19 protein-coding genes are annotated in these 16,346 nt (G+C 34.3%); 14 read left to right on the plus strand and 5 right to left on the minus strand.

What is annotated here, in order from left to right:
- The first annotated feature begins 42 nt into the window (after positions 1-42).
- Entirely contained in the window at positions 43-2,151 is a 2,109-nt protein-coding gene (locus SB773_RS09470) for a polyphosphate kinase (protein ID WP_002014829.1), read from the plus strand.
- A 166-nt stretch (positions 2,152-2,317) separates the two neighbouring features.
- Here the strand turns inward: SB773_RS09470 and SB773_RS09475 are convergent, their stop codons facing one another.
- The gene (locus SB773_RS09475) at positions 2,318-2,554 is read right to left on the minus strand and encodes a hypothetical protein (RefSeq protein ID WP_002014830.1); all 237 of its coding nucleotides are present in this window, start codon (positions 2,552-2,554) and stop codon (positions 2,318-2,320) included.
- A gap of 97 nt (positions 2,555-2,651) precedes the next feature.
- Positions 2,652-3,509: a metallophosphoesterase gene (locus SB773_RS09480; RefSeq protein ID WP_002014831.1), complete on the minus strand. Its 858-nt coding sequence runs from the start codon at positions 3,507-3,509 to the stop codon at positions 2,652-2,654.
- A gap of 196 nt (positions 3,510-3,705) precedes the next feature.
- Here SB773_RS09480 and fadH point away from each other — a divergent pair, with 196 nt between their 5' ends.
- From fadH to SB773_RS09495, 3 genes are all read left to right on the plus strand, one after another.
- Positions 3,706-4,470: a 2,4-dienoyl-CoA reductase gene (fadH, locus tag SB773_RS09485; RefSeq protein WP_002128892.1), complete on the plus strand. Its 765-nt coding sequence runs from the start codon at positions 3,706-3,708 to the stop codon at positions 4,468-4,470.
- A gap of 254 nt (positions 4,471-4,724) precedes the next feature.
- Positions 4,725-5,942, plus strand: a complete 1,218-nt coding sequence (locus SB773_RS09490) for an EAL domain-containing protein (protein WP_002128891.1) — start codon at positions 4,725-4,727, stop codon at positions 5,940-5,942.
- 183 nt (positions 5,943-6,125) lie between these two features.
- Positions 6,126-6,614, plus strand: coding sequence for a DUF3993 domain-containing protein (locus SB773_RS09495; protein WP_002014834.1), 489 nt, complete (start codon positions 6,126-6,128; stop codon positions 6,612-6,614).
- Between the two features lie 25 nt (positions 6,615-6,639).
- Here the strand turns inward: SB773_RS09495 and SB773_RS09500 are convergent, their stop codons facing one another.
- Positions 6,640-6,876: a glutaredoxin domain-containing protein gene (locus SB773_RS09500; RefSeq protein ID WP_002014835.1), complete on the minus strand. Its 237-nt coding sequence runs from the start codon at positions 6,874-6,876 to the stop codon at positions 6,640-6,642.
- Positions 6,877-7,108: 232 nt separating this feature from the next.
- On the opposite strand from SB773_RS09500, the gene SB773_RS09505 reads away from it, so the two are divergent.
- The 10 genes from SB773_RS09505 (at position 7,109) to SB773_RS09550 (ending at position 14,142) form a co-directional block, all read left to right on the plus strand.
- Positions 7,109-7,345, plus strand: a complete 237-nt coding sequence (locus SB773_RS09505) for a YkuJ family protein (protein ID WP_000055151.1) — start codon at positions 7,109-7,111, stop codon at positions 7,343-7,345.
- Between the two features lie 185 nt (positions 7,346-7,530).
- Positions 7,531-7,680: a hypothetical protein gene (locus SB773_RS09510; protein WP_002033828.1), complete on the plus strand. Its 150-nt coding sequence runs from the start codon at positions 7,531-7,533 to the stop codon at positions 7,678-7,680.
- Between the two features lie 74 nt (positions 7,681-7,754).
- Complete coding sequence (locus SB773_RS09515; RefSeq protein ID WP_002033829.1) at positions 7,755-8,273, plus strand: ribonuclease H-like YkuK family protein; 519 nt, start codon at positions 7,755-7,757, stop codon at positions 8,271-8,273.
- Between the two features lie 127 nt (positions 8,274-8,400).
- The gene (gene abbA / locus SB773_RS09520; RefSeq protein WP_002145987.1) at positions 8,401-8,592 is read left to right on the plus strand and encodes an antirepressor AbbA; all 192 of its coding nucleotides are present in this window, start codon (positions 8,401-8,403) and stop codon (positions 8,590-8,592) included.
- Between the two features lie 169 nt (positions 8,593-8,761).
- Entirely contained in the window at positions 8,762-9,205 is a 444-nt protein-coding gene (cbpB, locus tag SB773_RS09525) for a cyclic-di-AMP-binding protein CbpB (protein ID WP_002066926.1), read from the plus strand.
- Positions 9,206-9,382: 177 nt separating this feature from the next.
- On the plus strand, positions 9,383-10,267 hold the full coding sequence (ccpC, locus tag SB773_RS09530; RefSeq protein ID WP_002014840.1) for a transcriptional regulator CcpC: 885 nt from the start codon (positions 9,383-9,385) through the stop codon (positions 10,265-10,267).
- A 71-nt stretch (positions 10,268-10,338) separates the two neighbouring features.
- Positions 10,339-11,061 (plus strand): 2,3,4,5-tetrahydropyridine-2,6-dicarboxylate N-acetyltransferase, encoded by a 723-nt coding sequence (dapD, locus tag SB773_RS09535; protein WP_002014841.1) that lies wholly within the window; start codon positions 10,339-10,341, stop codon positions 11,059-11,061.
- 61 nt (positions 11,062-11,122) lie between these two features.
- Positions 11,123-12,253, plus strand: a complete 1,131-nt coding sequence (locus SB773_RS09540) for an N-acetyldiaminopimelate deacetylase (protein WP_410589678.1) — start codon at positions 11,123-11,125, stop codon at positions 12,251-12,253.
- A 273-nt stretch (positions 12,254-12,526) separates the two neighbouring features.
- Positions 12,527-13,393 carry a cytochrome C oxidase assembly protein gene (locus SB773_RS09545; protein WP_410589680.1) on the plus strand — a complete coding sequence of 289 codons (867 nt, stop codon included), beginning with the start codon at positions 12,527-12,529 and terminating at the stop codon, positions 13,391-13,393.
- 83 nt (positions 13,394-13,476) lie between these two features.
- A complete protein-coding gene (locus SB773_RS09550) occupies positions 13,477-14,142 on the plus strand; it encodes a potassium channel family protein (protein WP_000504033.1) in 666 nt (221 codons plus the stop codon).
- 38 nt (positions 14,143-14,180) lie between these two features.
- Here the strand turns inward: SB773_RS09550 and rnjA are convergent, their stop codons facing one another.
- Together rnjA and SB773_RS09560 are read right to left on the minus strand one after the other, a co-directional pair.
- On the minus strand, positions 14,181-15,848 hold the full coding sequence (gene rnjA / locus SB773_RS09555; protein WP_060749587.1) for a ribonuclease J1: 1,668 nt from the start codon (positions 15,846-15,848) through the stop codon (positions 14,181-14,183).
- A 4-nt stretch (positions 15,849-15,852) separates the two neighbouring features.
- Positions 15,853-16,065, minus strand: a complete 213-nt coding sequence (locus tag SB773_RS09560; protein WP_000576436.1) for a DNA-dependent RNA polymerase subunit epsilon — start codon at positions 16,063-16,065, stop codon at positions 15,853-15,855.
- Positions 16,066-16,346 lie beyond the last annotated feature (281 nt).

A 16,346-nucleotide genomic window follows, 5' to 3' on the forward strand; every position in this document is an offset into this window, starting at 1 on the left:
CTAAATTATAGTGAAAAAGTTTCAAAGGGAAGTGTGAAGAGAATGGAATTGCTAAAGGGGAATTTAGTAAATTTAAATGATACAGCGTATTATAATAATCGTGAATTAAGCTGGCTAGCATTTAATGAACGTGTACTACAAGAAGCGCAAGATGAAAATAATCCACTATTAGAAAGACTAAAGTTTATTAGTATTTTTAGTTCGAATTTAGATGAATTTTTTATGGTGCGCGTAGCAGGTTTGAAAGATCAAGTAAGTGCGGGATTTAATCAGCCAGAAAATAAAGCAGGTTTAACACCAAAGAAACAGTTAAATAAGATTGCGATAAAATCGCATGAGTTAATGACTGTGCAGTATGAAACGTTTAAAAATTATGTATTGCCAGCGCTTGAACTAGAGGGGATTGAGCGTTTAACATTTCATGATTTGACGAAAGAGCAAAGGGAATTTATCGAGGAGTATTTTGATGAACAAATATTTCCGGTTTTAACCCCTGTATCTATTGATGCGTATCGTCCATTTCCAATGTTATTAAATAAAAGTTTGAATTTAGCTACTATTTTATATGATGAGCAACAGGCTGAGGAAGAAAATCGTACGAAGTTAGGAATTGTACAAGTGCCTTCATTACTGGAGCGTTTCATATTTTTACCGAGTGAAGGGCAAAAACATAAATTTATTTTATTAGAAGATGTAATTAGTGGTTTTACTCATAAACTATTCACAGGATATAACGTATCACCTGTTACTCGTTTCCGTATTACACGTAATGCGGATTTAACGATCCATGAAGAAGGTGCACGCGATTTATTAAAAGTAATTGAAAAAGAATTGAAAAAGCGTAAGTGGGGAGCTGCCGTTCGTTTAGAAGTTGGTAAAGAACACATTGATGAAAGAGTGTTAGCGTTATTGTATGATGTGTTAGAAGTAAAAGATGAAGATGTGTACATGATGGATGGACCGTTAGATTTAACATGTTTATTCTCCTTATATAAAAAATTAGCGCCTTTATATGAACATCTAGTATATCCGGCTCTTATTCCTCAACCTCCTCAAGATTTAGGTGATGAGGAAGATGTATTTGAAAAAGCGATAGAACATGATATTTTATTACACCATCCCTTTGAGTCGTTTCAGCCAGTCGTTGATTTTGTCCGTGATGCGGCAGATGACTCGAATGTACTTGCGATCAAACAAACATTATATCGTGTAAGTGGAGATTCTCCAATAATTCAGGCGCTGAAGGTAGCAGCTGAAAAAGGAAAACAAGTGACGGTATTGGTTGAGTTAAAGGCAAGGTTTGATGAAGAGAATAATGTTCATTGGGCTAAAGAATTGGAACAGGCCGGATGTCACGTTATTTACGGAGTAAGTCACTTGAAAACGCATAGTAAAATTACGTTAGTTGTAAGAAGAAGAAACGGAAAAATTGAAAGGTTTGTACATCTTGGAACTGGAAATTATAATGATGCAACAGCGAAGTTGTATACCGATTTTGGATATATTACATCGCGAAAAGACTTTGGTGTAGATGCAACAAATTTTTTTAATTATTTGAGTGGTTATACAAAAAAACCGCATTTTCATCATTTATCTGTTGCCCCGTTTGATATAAGAGAGCAGTTTATGGAGTTAATAGATGAGGAAATCCGTTATCATAGACAATATGGAAATGGATATATTATCGCTAAAATGAATTCGTTAACAGATAAACCGTTAATAAAAAAAATGTATGAAGCATCACAAGCTGGGGTAAGGGTAGAGCTCATCGTTAGAGGGACATGTTGTTTAAGACCTGGGATTCCGAATGTAAGTGAAAATATTCGTGTAGTTAGTGTTGTTGGAAGATATTTAGAACATAGTCGTATTTATTATTTCCATCATAATGGAGATGAAAAAATATATTTATCTTCAGCTGATTTGATGACGCGAAATATGGAAAAACGAGTAGAAATATCCTTCCCAATTTTAGATATTGAAATGAAAGCGAGAATAAAGGCAATTTTACAGCTGGTTTTGGCTGATAATGTGAAAACACGTGAACAAAATAAAGATGGTGACTATTATTATATAATTAATAGTAGTATAGAAGAAATTGATAGCCAAGTGAATTTATTTAAGATGGCGTATCAAAATACAGATGCTGAATAGTGTGAAAAAAGTAAAAACCTCTTATTGAATTTAAGAGGTTTTTACTTTTTTTCTCTACTCATATATTCTCAAAATGGAAGGATGAGTAGAGAGAATAGTTTTTATTATAGGTGTGTGATGAGTCGGTTCGTTGAGAGAAAAACATTAGAAGAATGGTTGGTTTAAATTAATAATAGTATGGTTGTTGACAAGGCCCTCCGTAACAAGGAAAAGGTGCTGGTGGTGGGAAAGGCGGTGGATAAGGCGGATAAAACGGTCTAGGCCCGAAAGCTAATGCTCCGCCTAGCAGTCCGCCAGCAATTCCAGCTAGAAATGGAACACCGAAAAATGGAAAGAAGCGTGAGTCGCCTGCTGGGCCAAAAGGTGCTGAACGAACTGGGATCGGTTGATAATATGGATACATGAACAAACCTCCTTTACTGGACTCATTTTTATCATATGGTGGACCAAGCGTGGATGAGCGCGTACAAGGAAGGATATGTAAGGAAATAGGCGAATTGTTACGAATGTTGTAGGATGAAGAGTGTAATTTCAGGTTTTGACATAAAGCGGAATGGGACACGTGTTCTTCCAATACCTCGATTGACATAGAGAGTCAAACCTTGAATGTTATAGAAACCTTCAATATATTCTTTTGCAAGCGACGGGGTAATAATAGCACCTAAAAAAGGAATTTGTACTTGTCCGCCATGGCTATGACCAGAAAGTTGAAGATTGATTGGATATGTAGCGATTTGTGGCGCGATATCTGGTTCGTGAACGAGAACAATTGTATAAATATTTTGTTTTGCATGTTGTAAAGTTTCCGCTATTTTTGGTTTACCCAGTAGCATATCATCGAGTCCGAAAATAGAAATTTCACTATTATCCAGTAAACGAATTCGCTTTTCGCTATTTTGCAAAAGTTCAAATCCAGATTCGCGCATGATGTGATCATAGTATTCAGTTCCATATCCACCATGGTCGTGGTTACCATAAATGGAAAATTTACCGAAGGGTGCCTGTATATTCTTTAAAATGGATGCAACAAAAGAAGCCTCGGTATATGTTTGGTAATCATCAATGAGATCACCAGTAAAAAGGACAATATCTGGCTTTTCAGCATTAATCTTGGAAACGATTTGAGATAAATGTTGGAGAGAGAAATAGTATCCTAGATGTAAATCGCTAAATTGAAGGATCTTCATACCATGAAAACCTTTTGGTATGAGTGGTGATTTAAGTGTGTGTTGCGTAAAAGAAAGCAAATAGGGCTCTATATATTTAGCATAATAATAGCCGATGCTTGCGGTTATAAATGAATATAGACAAGTGCGTATTCCAGATTTTAAAAAATTTCTTCTTGTAATTTTCTTCATATACAGGTTACTCGAACCTCCCTTCAGTTTTTTTAAAATATATTTTAAATACTAAAAAAGTAGTAGAGATTACGAAAAAAAATGAACGAAAAGAAACCTCTTTACGTTAAAATATCAGAAAAATTGAAAAATATAAAGATTTCTATCAAATAAAGTGATAAAATGAATGTGTATTCATTTTTTGGAGGGGATGTATGTGAAAGAGAAGGTAGTTATTATAACAGGTGGATCAAGTGGAATGGGAAAAGGGATGGCGATACGTTTTGCGAAAGAAGGGGCACGTGTTGTTATTACAGGGCGTACAAAAGAAAAGCTAGAAGAAGCAAAGTTAGAAATTGAACAGTTTCCAGGGCAAGTATTATCTGTACAAATGGATGTACGAAATACTGATGATATTCAAAAAATGATTGAACATATTGATGAGAAGTTTGGACGAATTGATATTTTAATAAATAATGCAGCTGGAAACTTTATTTGTCCAGCAGAGGACTTATCTGTGAATGGCTGGAATTCGGTAATTAATATTGTATTAAATGGTACATTTTATTGTAGTCAGGCTATTGGGAAATATTGGATTGAAAAAGGTATAAAAGGAAATATTATTAACATGGTGGCAACATATGCATGGGATGCAGGCCCAGGGGTTATCCATTCGGCAGCAGCTAAAGCTGGTGTATTAGCGATGACAAAAACTCTTGCTGTTGAGTGGGGACGTAAATATGGAATACGAGTTAACGCTATCGCACCAGGACCAATTGAGCGTACAGGTGGTGCCGATAAATTATGGATTTCAGAAGAAATGGCTAAGCGTACATTGCAAAGTGTTCCACTTGGTAGAATGGGTACACCAGAAGAAATTGCGGGTCTAGCTTATTATTTATGTTCAGATGAAGCTGCATACATAAATGGAACTTGTATGACAATGGATGGTGGCCAGCATTTGCACCAATATCCATTTTAAAAGGAAAGAAAAATGAATGAATCATTAATTTTTCTTTGGTGAAATGTGACGAAGTTGTGACACATGAGAGAAATGTGTTTACAAAGGGGAATATATAGGTTATATTTAAGACCTCTTTTTTCTTCATAGTAGAATTGCTAATTCCCCTTAGCATTTTACCCCTCTAATCCCTTCAGGAAAACTGAAGGGATTTTTTATTATTTTTCCGTAAATATCGTGTTATAATTTTTGAAAAGTAAAGGGAGGGAAGCACGTTGATAGATGCATTAGATGTAATGAGTAACTTGGATAAAGTCCTTCCTTATTATCAAGCTATTTTTAGTGCTGATGAGCATACAGTAATTGGATATGAAGTTGTAGGACGTATTCAAACAGAAGAGGGCATACAAAGTTTAGCATCTTTCTTCCATGATGATTCTATTCCGAGTGAGTTCCAACTTGAAGCGGATAACATCATCGTAGAAAAAGCGTTAAATAGGTATTTAGAAACGGATCAAAAATTATTATTATTTATACATCGGAATGCTAATGTATTAATGAATGATGAAGATGAAAGTTTACTTCAACTTTTGCTGATGTATGAAGAACAAGGTTTGAACTTACAACGCATTGTTCTGGAAATAACAGAACATGAATGTAAAGAAGATATAGAACAATTTAATCATTTACTCATGTATTATCGTACATATGGTATTCAAATTTCGATTAATAAAGTCGGAACGGGTACAAGTAATTTAGAGCGTATTAGCGTGTTAGCACCGGATATTTTAAAAGTAGATTTAACAAATTTAAGGCAAACTGCACTTTTACAATCTTATCAAGATATTTTATATTCCTTATCTTTACTTGCTAGAAGAATTGGTGCGACATTGTTATATGAAGAAATTGATGCTTTTTATCAACTACAATATGCTTGGAAAAACGGTGGTAGATATTATCAAGGTAATTATTTGAAAGAATGTTTACCTGATTTTATTGAAACGAATGTTTTAAAAGAGCGACTTGGTAATGAATGTCATCAATTTATTCTGCATGAGAAGAAGAAGTTGCAAAAAATTTATAATTTAACAGAGATGTTACGTGATCGAATTGGTGATGTTCTGTCAAAACAAAAAAAGAATGAAGATATAAATGATTGGTTATTACAATTTAGCCAAAGCATATCACAATATAGTTTTCGGATATTTATTTGTAATGAAGATGGTTTTCAACAATCGGGTAATATTATGAAAAAAGATGGTGGATGGATCATTATGCCAGAGTATTATATGAAGAACTGGAGCTGGCGCCCGTATTTTCTAGAAAATATAATGAAAATGCGTTTTGAGAATAAGGCAAGACTTTCAGATTTATATGCTGATATCGAAACTGGTGAAATGGTGCGAACATTTTCATTCCCGATTGATGATGAAAACTTTTTATTTATAGATTTATCGTACGAATATTTATATGAAGAAGATGTTTTATTTTAATGCACGAAGAGATTCGTGTATTTTTTTGTTTGTTTTTATCATAAATTGGTAATAGTGAAAATGATAATGAAAATGCTGTCTATCGTTGTAAAGATTTTACGAACGAAATCATCCCTTTCTTTGCATAATCATTGTTACAATGAATACTACAAAGACAAGCTCTTTTAAAAGGAAGGTGAAAAAATGAAGAAATATGGAATATGGTTTGTTCTATTTATATGTGTTGCCTTTCTAGTTGGCTATAGTGTCACAACTGTTTTAGGAAAAGAAGAAGTGAAAGTGGATCGGAAAGAAGTGTTTACAACGATACAAAAAGGTTATGAGACGCAATTTTCAATCCGCGGGAAGCAAATACCTATGAATAAGATGATAGAGACGTTATCACCATATTTTACAAATAATTTCCTTCAAGTTTTTACAGATGAAAACAGTAGAAATGAAAAACAAAGTGGTGAATATTTACTTCCAGCAAAAGAAGCTCCATTTTCTTTTAATTCAGAAACAAAAATGTCTTATGATGAAGAACATAAAAATTTATATGTCTATGAGCGGACAAAGAGTGGACAATATCAAATTGTGACATTGCAAAAGGATAATGGAAAATGGAAATTAGCAGGGTATCATGAAAGTCAGGAACTGTTGACTGAAATAAAAAGGTTACAACAATTATGAGAATAGGAATAGGTGTCGCCTATTCCTATTCTATACCGAGTAGCTGTTGTAATTTTTCAATTTGAAAACCTGCCACAACTTCTTCGTCAATTACAACTGTTGGAGTTGAATAGGATTCATAGTCATATAAAAGACGATTGCGTGCAGCAGCGTCTTTTTTTATGTCAAATTCTTCATATACAACGTTATTATGTTTTAAAAATTCTTTTACAATGGTACAAGGCGGACAATCAGGTTGTGTATAAACCTCAATTTTTTTCATTGTAATTCCTCCCTTTTTCTGTTGTTTATTATATTCTGCCAGTATAAAAAGCGCAATAAAGAAGTAAAAAGATGATCTTTCATCTTTTTACTTCTTATTTCGACAAATTTTAGTTGAGTTTCTGGCCAAGAACCTTTATCCTAGATTGTGGAACGTTTTTTCTGTTATGACGGATAGAATGAGTATAGCTGTAAAACCTATTGGTAGGAAGATCAGAGAAAGGAGAGATTTCATGTCTCTACTCCAAGGAATTTTAACTCGACTTGTTAGTCTACAAGAACAAGCTGAAAGCGGTGAAGTAGCACAACGCTATTTTGAAGTGAACGGTGAGCGCAAATGTAGCGTGAAATTTTTCGATAAAAGTGAAATGTATGAGTTAGAAGTGTATCAACAAGGTGAAAAACCTCAAGTGTATCAATTCGATAACATCGATATGGTTGCAATTGAGATTTACGATATCATTTCTTGATACATATAAAAAAGGTACTGCCAAATGGCGGTACCTTTTTTAGTTATATTAATTAATGGGCTATATAGGTAGTAGAAGTTGTAATTTAAGTCGCGATTAAATAAAAGAGTTTTTACAAATGTATATGTATAGGAATTTTTTATTTTTCCTATAATGATAGTAAATATTAATAGGAGGTGCAAAGGATGGAACGCTTACCGATTGTTATTTGTCCTAATTGTCACAGTCATGCTGAAATTAATCACGTATTAACCGCCCAGTCTAATCAAAATGTAATATATACATGTAGGTTTTGTAATTATGTAATTCGAAATATTGAAACGAATAAAGGGTAGTAAGTTATAATTTTTGTTTTTGTCCCATACAATGAGAATACGAAAAGTCTGTCTAATTGAAAGGACGTGACTATGTGGACGGTGAGCATACATTTTATAATGTTTCAGAGAGACATTTGAATTTTGATATGGTATTTAACCGTATTTGTAGTTTCATTGAAAAGGATCCGCGAAATTTATATCGATTATCTATTGGGACAGACTCACAAGCGCATCAAAAGGATACGAGGTTTATTACAGCGATACATATTCATCGTGTTGGAAAAGGAGCATGGGGATGTTTGCATCATAAATCAGTGAAAAATAAGCCAGCAACGTTGCGAGAGAAAATATATTTAGAAACACAGTTTAGTCAAGAAATCGCCTATCTATTTACTCCCAATCATATACAAGCGATATGGGATTTATTGCACCCATACGCTCAAGATGGAGCAGGATTCATAATGGAAATTCATCTAGATATCGGGAATGATGGTTTAACAAAAGAATTTATTTTAGATATGACGATGAAAATTCAAGCAATGGGATTAACAGCAAAAATTAAACCAGATGCTTATGCGGCATTTAGTTACGCAAACAGATATACAAAATAATGTGAAATGATGTCTATATATTCGCAGTCGTTAAGTATTTCTAACAAAAACTGAATATTACATCTGTTAAATAGACTGAAAAATTTATATAATGAGAGTGATGATGCGAGTGCAAGGAGAGGAGCATATGGAAAAGGAATTTGTTTTAACAAGGGAAGAAGAAAATTTATTGTTGGATATTCTGTTTCAGCAAAATTACGCGAGCGAAATTTTAGCGGTGGAGCTTACAGACATTGAGAATGGTTTAAAACAGACAGATGTGACGCAATATAAAAAAATCACAAGATTGTTTTACCGATTAAAAAATAAAGGGTATTAAGCACTACCGGAATGGTAGTCTTTTTTTTATGTTATATGCTAAAATAGTTATGTATTTTTATTTTTATTAGAAGAATGTCAGGACAAAATAATAATATGAAAACGCTATCATAAAATGTGAATAGGATCGGAGAATATTAGCAGGAAAAAGGGAAAATGGGGGATGTAACATGATTAGTATTCCGAAAGACGAGTTTCAACAAATTCTTGTGAAGGATTTAATGATTTCATCAGATAAAGTAGCACATGTACAAATAGGGAATGGTCTAGAACATGCTTTACTCGTTCTTGTGAAATCTGGATATTCGGCGATTCCTGTTTTAGACCCTATGTATAAATTACATGGGTTAATTAGTACTGCTATGATTTTAGATGGTATTTTAGGATTAGAGCGCATTGAGTTTGAAAGACTTGAGAATATGAAAGTGGAACAAGTGATGAAGGAAGAGATTCCAGTTCTTATGTTAGAAGATTCTTTTGCAAAAGCTTTAGAAATGACAATTGATCATCCTTTTATTTGCGCTGTCAATGAAGAAGGTTACTTCGAGGGTATTTTAACACGTCGGGCTATTTTAAAATTGTTGAATAAAAAAGTGAGACAGCATAATCGATAACGTAGGGAAAGTGACTTCACAGAAAAGGCGAAGTCACTTTTTTTCGTGCATATCAGTTGTGTATGTATTATATTTAAAAAGACATAAAGCATAAGAAAAGTTTGAACTAACAAACCGTTCTAATGTATAAAAGTATGCAATTAAATTAAGGATGAAATACTTATTAAAATTAGGTGTATGGAAGCTAAGGAAAGAGGGAGAAAGTTGCAAATTGATGATTTTCAAATGATGGTTGTGTTAGCTCAGGAATCAAATATGAGAAAAGCGGCGGAACGTTTATTTGTTTCCCAACCTGCGCTTAGTCAACGATTACAATCTATGGAGAAACAATGGGGAATGAAATTTTTTATTCGTTCACAAAAAGGATTAACAATTACACCTGAAGGGGAAAAAGTTGCAAATTATGCAAAAGAAATGTTACAACGGGAAGAGGGTATTAAAAGTGAACTGGCTCTTTTTAGAACCGAAACATACGGTACGTTAAAAATAGCTGTTGCATCAGTCATTGGGCAATATTGGCTTCCACCTGTTTTGAAAAAATTTGTGCATAAGTATCCTTCTGTGAAGATATCTCTGTTTACTGGCTGGAGTAGTGAAGTGCAAAAGCAATTTTATGAAGGAGACGTTCATGTTGCTATACTGAGAGGATCACAAGAATACAAAGGGCAGAAACAACAATTATTTGAAGATGAATTATATTTAGTTGATAAAGAAATAAAAGATATTTCGATGTTAAAAGAGACAAATAGACCATTTATTCAATTTAAAAGTGATTCGACCTACTATGGACAAATACAAAATTGGTGGTATGGATTATTTTCAAATCCACCTAAGCGAACGATTGTAGTTGACCAAATTGAAACGTGCAAACAGCTTGTTTTAAATGGAATAGGTTATGCTCTTTTACCTTCGACTGTTTTAAAAGAAGTGCAGGAAAATATGTATAAAACACCTGTTCAATTAACGAGAGAAACATGGTTATTGACGAGTGACTCGGCAAGGCAGTTGAAGCAAGTACAAGCATTTTTAGAAATTATAGAAGAAATTCAAATGGAAAAATAAGATTATTGTCTTGCTACTCGCTCTATCGTTTGGTAGAGTAACATTATAAATGGATTTAGGAGGCAACAAGAATGAAAATGATGGACGCTAACGAAATTATTTCGTTTATTCAAAACAGTGAAAAGAAAACTCCTGTAAAGGTATACATAAAAGGGGATTTAAAAGAGGTAACATTCCCTGAAACAGTACAAGCATTTGTAAATAAAAAATCTGGTGTATTATTCGGAGAATGGTCTGAAATTAAGACAATTCTTGATGAAAATAACAAGCACATTGTTGACTATGTAGTTGAGAATGACCGTCGTAATTCTGCAATTCCAATGCTTGATTTAAAAGGTATTAAAGCTCGTATTGAGCCAGGCGCGATTATTCGTGACCATGTAGAAATTGGTGACAACGCTGTTATCATGATGAATGCAACAATTAACATCGGTGCTGTAATTGGTGAAGGTACTATGATCGACATGAACGCAGTGCTTGGTGGACGTGCAACAGTTGGTAAGAACTGTCACGTAGGTGCAGGTGCTGTACTTGCCGGTGTTATTGAGCCACCTTCTGCAAAACCAGTTATCGTTGAAGATGATGTTGTAATTGGTGCAAATGTAGTTGTTCTAGAAGGCGTTACAGTAGGTAAAGGTGCAGTTGTAGCAGCAGGAGCTGTTGTAACAGAAGATGTGCCTCCATATACAGTTGTTGCGGGAACTCCGGCACGTGTAATTAAAGAAATTGATGAGAAGACAAAAGCAAAAACTGAAATTAAACAAGAGCTTCGTCAATTAAACCCAGAGAAATAAAAAATAAAAAGCGTAAGAGCATGAATGTGCTCTTACGCTTTTTATAGATAGAGGTGCAAAAATGACAGTAAGCAAATTTGTCCAAGTTCGTAGAGATTTACATAAAATTCCGGAGATCGGATTTAAAGAGTGGAAAACACAACAGTATATTTTAGATTATATAGGAACGCTTCCTAATGAATATTTGGAAGTGAAAATATGGAAAACAGGTGTAATTGTTAAAGTAAATGGAAAAAATCCAGAAAAAATAATAGGTTATCGTGCAGATATAGACGGTCTACCAATTACAGAGGAAACTGGATATGAATTCTCTTCTGTCCATGAAGGAATGATGCATGCATGTGGACATGATTTGCATGCAACAATCGGTTTAGGACTTCTAACAGCGGCTGTAAGCGAAAGAATAGATGATGATCTTGTGTTTATATTCCAACCAGCTGAAGAAGGTCCAGGTGGTGCACTTCCTATGTTAGAAAGCGATGAGTTAAAAGAATGGAAGCCTAATATGATTCTTGGACTTCATATTGCGCCTGAATACTCTGTGGGAACAATTGCGACAAAAGAAGGTTTATTATTTGCGAATACATCAGAGCTATACGTTGATTTAAAAGGAAAAGGTGGACATGCTGCATATCCGCATACAGCAAATGATATGATTGTTGCAGCGAGTCATCTCGTTACACAACTTCAATCAGTTATTAGTCGTAATGTGAACCCTCTTGACAGTGCGGTAATTACAATTGGGAAAATTACAGGTGGTACAGTTCAAAATATTATCGCAGAAAAGTCTCGTTTAGAAGGAACAATTCGAACGCTATCAGTGGAATCAATGAAACGTGTTAAAAGCCGAATTGAGGCAATTGTTGCGGGAATAGAAGCTTCTTTTCAATGTGAAGCTGTTATTGACTACGGAGCGATGTATCATCAAGTGTATAACCATGAGGAGCTAACGAGAGAGTTTATGCAATTTACACGTGAACAAACGACTATGGACGTAATTACGTGTACGGAGGCAATGACAGGTGAAGACTTTGGTTATATGCTTCGAGAGATACCTGGATTTATGTTTTGGCTTGGAGTAAATTCAGTATATGGTTTACATCATGCGAAATTAAAACCAGACGAAGAGGTTATTGAGAAAGCAATTGTATTTTTAAATCAATATGTGAAGTGGAAGGGAAATAGAAAGTGAACTTACGCGCTAATTGTGCAATAGTTTAGAGTGGGGACTTCTTAGTTCAGAGACGAAAACATCTTTCGTATTCGTTAGTGTTAGACATCTTCATACAAATGAGTAAAGTTAAATTTGACGTCTTAATAATGAGCAGGGGGTTTTTAGCCACTGCTCATTATTAATTATTGCTAATAGGGAAGATAATTATTTAACTACCCTATATATGTTTACTTTTAGTATGAAAAGTGTGTAAAATCAATGTGATACATAGAAAAAAGGGTGGGGAATTACGTGCAAATTAGCAGTGCGATTTTATGTTTCGTCTTATATGCATATGTTATTATTGCGGCGGTTTATTTTGGGATAAGTTTTTACGCCTATCGTTTAGCAAATAATAGTGAATATGAAGAAACATACAGATGGGTGAAAAGATATTTGTCACCTGTACTAGAAATTATGAATGGATTTGTTCTTTTTTTATTTATTGGATTAATTGCTTTCTCGACGAGTTTAGTAGGGAATAAGACTACGTTATTTGTACTAGGTATCATTATTTTTATGCTATTAGGAATTCGGATTGGTAATACGGTGTTTTGGAACGAAAGAAAAATAGATGGTTGGACAGGGATGTTTATTCCATGTATGTTAGCTGCAATTGTGACGAATATAGAACATGAATATTATCAATTACATTTTTGGCTTATCATTGTTTTAACAATCCTCTCTGTTTTGTATATAAGTACTGTCGTGCTAACATACATCGCAAATGAAAAAGGAGATGCAAAAGGTGCGCACTTCTTTAGAGGGCGTGCATTATTATGGAGTGTGCCGACGATGGCAGTTATAGGAATTATTGCGATATTAGTAAATGGATATCAATTTACTAATTGGCAATTGTTTTTAGAAACTTGGTGGATCTTCATTGTTTCGCTTGTAGCTTTTTTAGGCGCAACACATTATTTATTCCATCAACATCATTACATATTGGCACTGTTATTCGCATTTACACAACTTTTATTTGCTTTTTTCGGACAAGAAACGCTATTGTTCGTTTTTGAAACATTTAGTTCATTTGGAAATATATTTGTATTTGGTATGTTAATTTTCGGTATCGCGTTTTATTTACAACAGTATTTTTATATGCAAAAACAAAAATAAGAAGTATATACAGGTTTTTGTAGCGAATTTAAAGTATGTTACAATAAAAGTACATAGTATTTGATGTTATTGGAGGAATTCCTGTGGGCGAAAAAGAGAAAGAATTTGCTGTTATTGGGCTTGGCCGTTTTGGTGGAAGTATTTGCCGTGAATTAGCTCAATTAGGTATGGAAGTAATGGCAATTGACTCAGATGAGGATAAAATTAATGAGTTTGCAAATATAGCTTCGCATGCTGTAATTGCAGATTCAACAGATGAGATGGTATTAAAAAGTCTTGGTATTCGTAATTTTGATCATGTAGTCGTTGCTATTGGAGATAATTTGAATTCAAGTATTTTAACAACGTTAATTTTGAAAGAATTAGGTGTGAAAAATATTACTGTAAAAGCTCAAAATGACTATCATGAAAAAGTGTTAAGTAAAATAGGGGCAGATCATATTGTGCATCCAGAACGAGATATGGGAAAAAGGATTGCTAATAATATCGCATCAAGTAATGTGTTAGATTACCTAGAGCTTTCAGATGAGCATAGTATTGTAGAGATTATCGCAAATAAAAAAATTGATGGGCACTCTTTAATTGAATTAGATATTCGTGCGAAGTTTGGTTTGAACATTGTAGCAATTAAACGTGGAAAAGAAGTTATCGTATCTCCTCGAGCTACAGAAAACGTTCAGGCGGGAGATATATTAATTGTAATTGGTCATGACGATGAAGTAGATCGTTTTAAGCATTTTTTAAGATAAGAGAAAAGGACAATGCCGAGGAGGCATTGTCCTTTTTCTTATATTTCCATAATGATTGGTAAAATCATTGGACGACGTTTCGTTTTTTCGTATAGGAATGGTGCTAATGTGTCTGTAATCTCATTTTTAATTTCAGACCATTGTGTTGTTTTTCGCTCCATTACTTTTTCTAAATGTGTTGTAATTAATGTTTGAGCATCGTTGATTAAATCGCTGCTTTCACGCATATAAACGAAACCACGCGAGATGATATCAGGTCCTGCTGCAACTTTAAATTCTTTCATATCAATGCTTACAACTACAATAACAAGTCCTTCTTCAGAAAGAATGCGACGATCACGTAATACGATATTACCGATATCTCCAATACCATTTCCATCGATATAGACAGAGCCAGATGGGATTTTCCCAGCTACGCTTGCTTCATCAGAACGTAAAGCAAGAACATCTCCATTATCCATAATGAAACAATTTTCTTCTGGAATACCACAATCATTCGCTAATTTCATATGCATACGTTGCATACGATATTCACCATGAATTGGCATGAAATATTTCGGCTTAATAAGACGTAGCATTAACTTTTGTTCTTCTTGTCCACCGTGTCCACTCGTATGAATATTTGAGAGTTTACCATGGATTACATCAGCACCAGCGCGGTACAACATGTTAATTATACGACTTACACTAATTGTATTGCCTGGGATTGGTGAAGAAGAGAAAACAACTGTATCGCCAGGGATAATTTGAATTTGACGATGTGTACCATTGGCAATACGTGAAAGTGCTGCCATCGGCTCCCCTTGACTACCTGTACATAACATAACAACTTTATTAGCTGGTAGGCGGTTTAGCTGAGATGTGTCTATGAATGTATCCTTTGGACACCGGATATAACCAAGGTTTTGTCCGATTTCAATAGCCGCTTCCATACTTCGACCGAATACAGCTACTTTACGATTGTTTTCAACAGCAGCCTCAACAACTTGTTGTAAGCGATGGATATTCGATGCAAAGGTTGCGAATATAATGCGACCGTCTACTTTGCGGAATATATCTTGAATACTATCACCAACGCGGCGCTCAGACATCGTAAAGTTTGGCACTTCACTGTTTGTACTATCAGATAAGAGACAAAGTACACCGTCTTTTCCGATTTCGGCCATTTTTGTTAAATCTGCTGGCTCACCTACTGGTGTGAAATCAAATTTGAAATCACCTGTATGAACGACTTGTCCTTGAGGTGTTTTCACAACAACTCCGTATGAATCCGGAATACTGTGAGTTGTACGGAAGAAGGAAACAGATGTCTTTTTAAATTTAATAACATCATCTTCTTGAATTTCATAAAGTTTTGCTTTACGAAGTAATCCGTGCTCTTCTAATTTGTTTTTTATTAGGGCAATTGCTAATTTTCCGCCGTAAATTGGAATGTTTACTTGACGTAATAGATAAGGAATTCCACCGATATGATCTTCGTGACCATGTGTAATGAATAACCCTTTAATTTTATCTTCGTTTCGCACAAAATAAGTGTAATCTGGTATTACATAATCGATCCCGAGGAGTTCGTCTTCTGGAAATTTAATTCCAGCATCAATTATAATAATTTCATCTTGAAATTGAACAGCATATGTATTTTTACCGATTTCACCAAGACCACCGAGGGCAAAAACGGCAGCTTGATCATTTTTTAGGAATTTCATATGACTATACGATCTCCGCTAATATTAAATCAGCGTTTTGTTTTTCATATTCAAGATGAGCACCAGTAACAGACTGAACGAACTCGATATTATATGCGAACTTATTTAATTTTTTACGAACATCCTTTTGAGACGTAGCCTCTAAATATAAAACTTTTGTATTTTCACGTACTGGGACCTCAGTTAATTTTTCTTGATAAAATACTTTAAAAATCATTGGGAAAACCTCTCCTTGTCTATGTTTTGCATTATCTGTTACTTATTATAAAGCAAACAGTCACGATTTTCATGTTTTTTCGAATGAGAATGAAGAAAAAGCCCGAAATGGGCACAATTTAAGCGATTGTCTTCTTACGGACTAAATCGTTTAAATAACGCTTGAGCTTTTTCTTCAGCTTCTTCAGCATGATTACTCCTTCCTTTCCTTATTTAAAACATGCATATTACTAATGATAACTCTGTCTCCCATACAAGAAAGAAGATTAGAAGTGAATAGTG

Source organism: Bacillus sp. SIMBA_074 (assembly GCF_046534555.1).
GTDB lineage: Bacteria > Bacillota > Bacilli > Bacillales > Bacillaceae_G > Bacillus_A > Bacillus_A mycoides.

What these genes read in the sequence shown, in the direction of transcription:
- ccpC (WP_002014840.1), top strand. Translation starts at nt 9,383, where the DNA reads ATGGAAGCTAAGGAAAGAGGGAGAAAGTTGCAAATTGATGATTTTCAA.
- SB773_RS09495 (WP_002014834.1), top strand. Translation starts at nt 6,126, where the DNA reads ATGAAGAAATATGGAATATGGTTTGTTCTATTTATATGTGTTGCCTTT.
- SB773_RS09475 (WP_002014830.1), bottom strand. Translation starts at nt 2,554, where the DNA reads ATGTATCCATATTATCAACCGATCCCAGTTCGTTCAGCACCTTTTGGC.
- SB773_RS09500 (WP_002014835.1), bottom strand. Translation starts at nt 6,876, where the DNA reads ATGAAAAAAATTGAGGTTTATACACAACCTGATTGTCCGCCTTGTACC.
- rnjA (WP_060749587.1), bottom strand. Translation starts at nt 15,848, where the DNA reads ATGAAATTCCTAAAAAATGATCAAGCTGCCGTTTTTGCCCTCGGTGGT.
- cbpB (WP_002066926.1), top strand. Translation starts at nt 8,762, where the DNA reads ATGATTAGTATTCCGAAAGACGAGTTTCAACAAATTCTTGTGAAGGAT.
- SB773_RS09540 (WP_410589678.1), top strand. Translation starts at nt 11,123, where the DNA reads ATGACAGTAAGCAAATTTGTCCAAGTTCGTAGAGATTTACATAAAATT.
- dapD (WP_002014841.1), top strand. Translation starts at nt 10,339, where the DNA reads ATGAAAATGATGGACGCTAACGAAATTATTTCGTTTATTCAAAACAGT.
- SB773_RS09510 (WP_002033828.1), top strand. Translation starts at nt 7,531, where the DNA reads ATGGAACGCTTACCGATTGTTATTTGTCCTAATTGTCACAGTCATGCT.
- SB773_RS09480 (WP_002014831.1), bottom strand. Translation starts at nt 3,509, where the DNA reads ATGAAGAAAATTACAAGAAGAAATTTTTTAAAATCTGGAATACGCACT.
- SB773_RS09470 (WP_002014829.1), top strand. Translation starts at nt 43, where the DNA reads ATGGAATTGCTAAAGGGGAATTTAGTAAATTTAAATGATACAGCGTAT.
- SB773_RS09505 (WP_000055151.1), top strand. Translation starts at nt 7,109, where the DNA reads ATGTCTCTACTCCAAGGAATTTTAACTCGACTTGTTAGTCTACAAGAA.
- abbA (WP_002145987.1), top strand. Translation starts at nt 8,401, where the DNA reads ATGGAAAAGGAATTTGTTTTAACAAGGGAAGAAGAAAATTTATTGTTG.
- SB773_RS09560 (WP_000576436.1), bottom strand. Translation starts at nt 16,065, where the DNA reads ATGATTTTTAAAGTATTTTATCAAGAAAAATTAACTGAGGTCCCAGTA.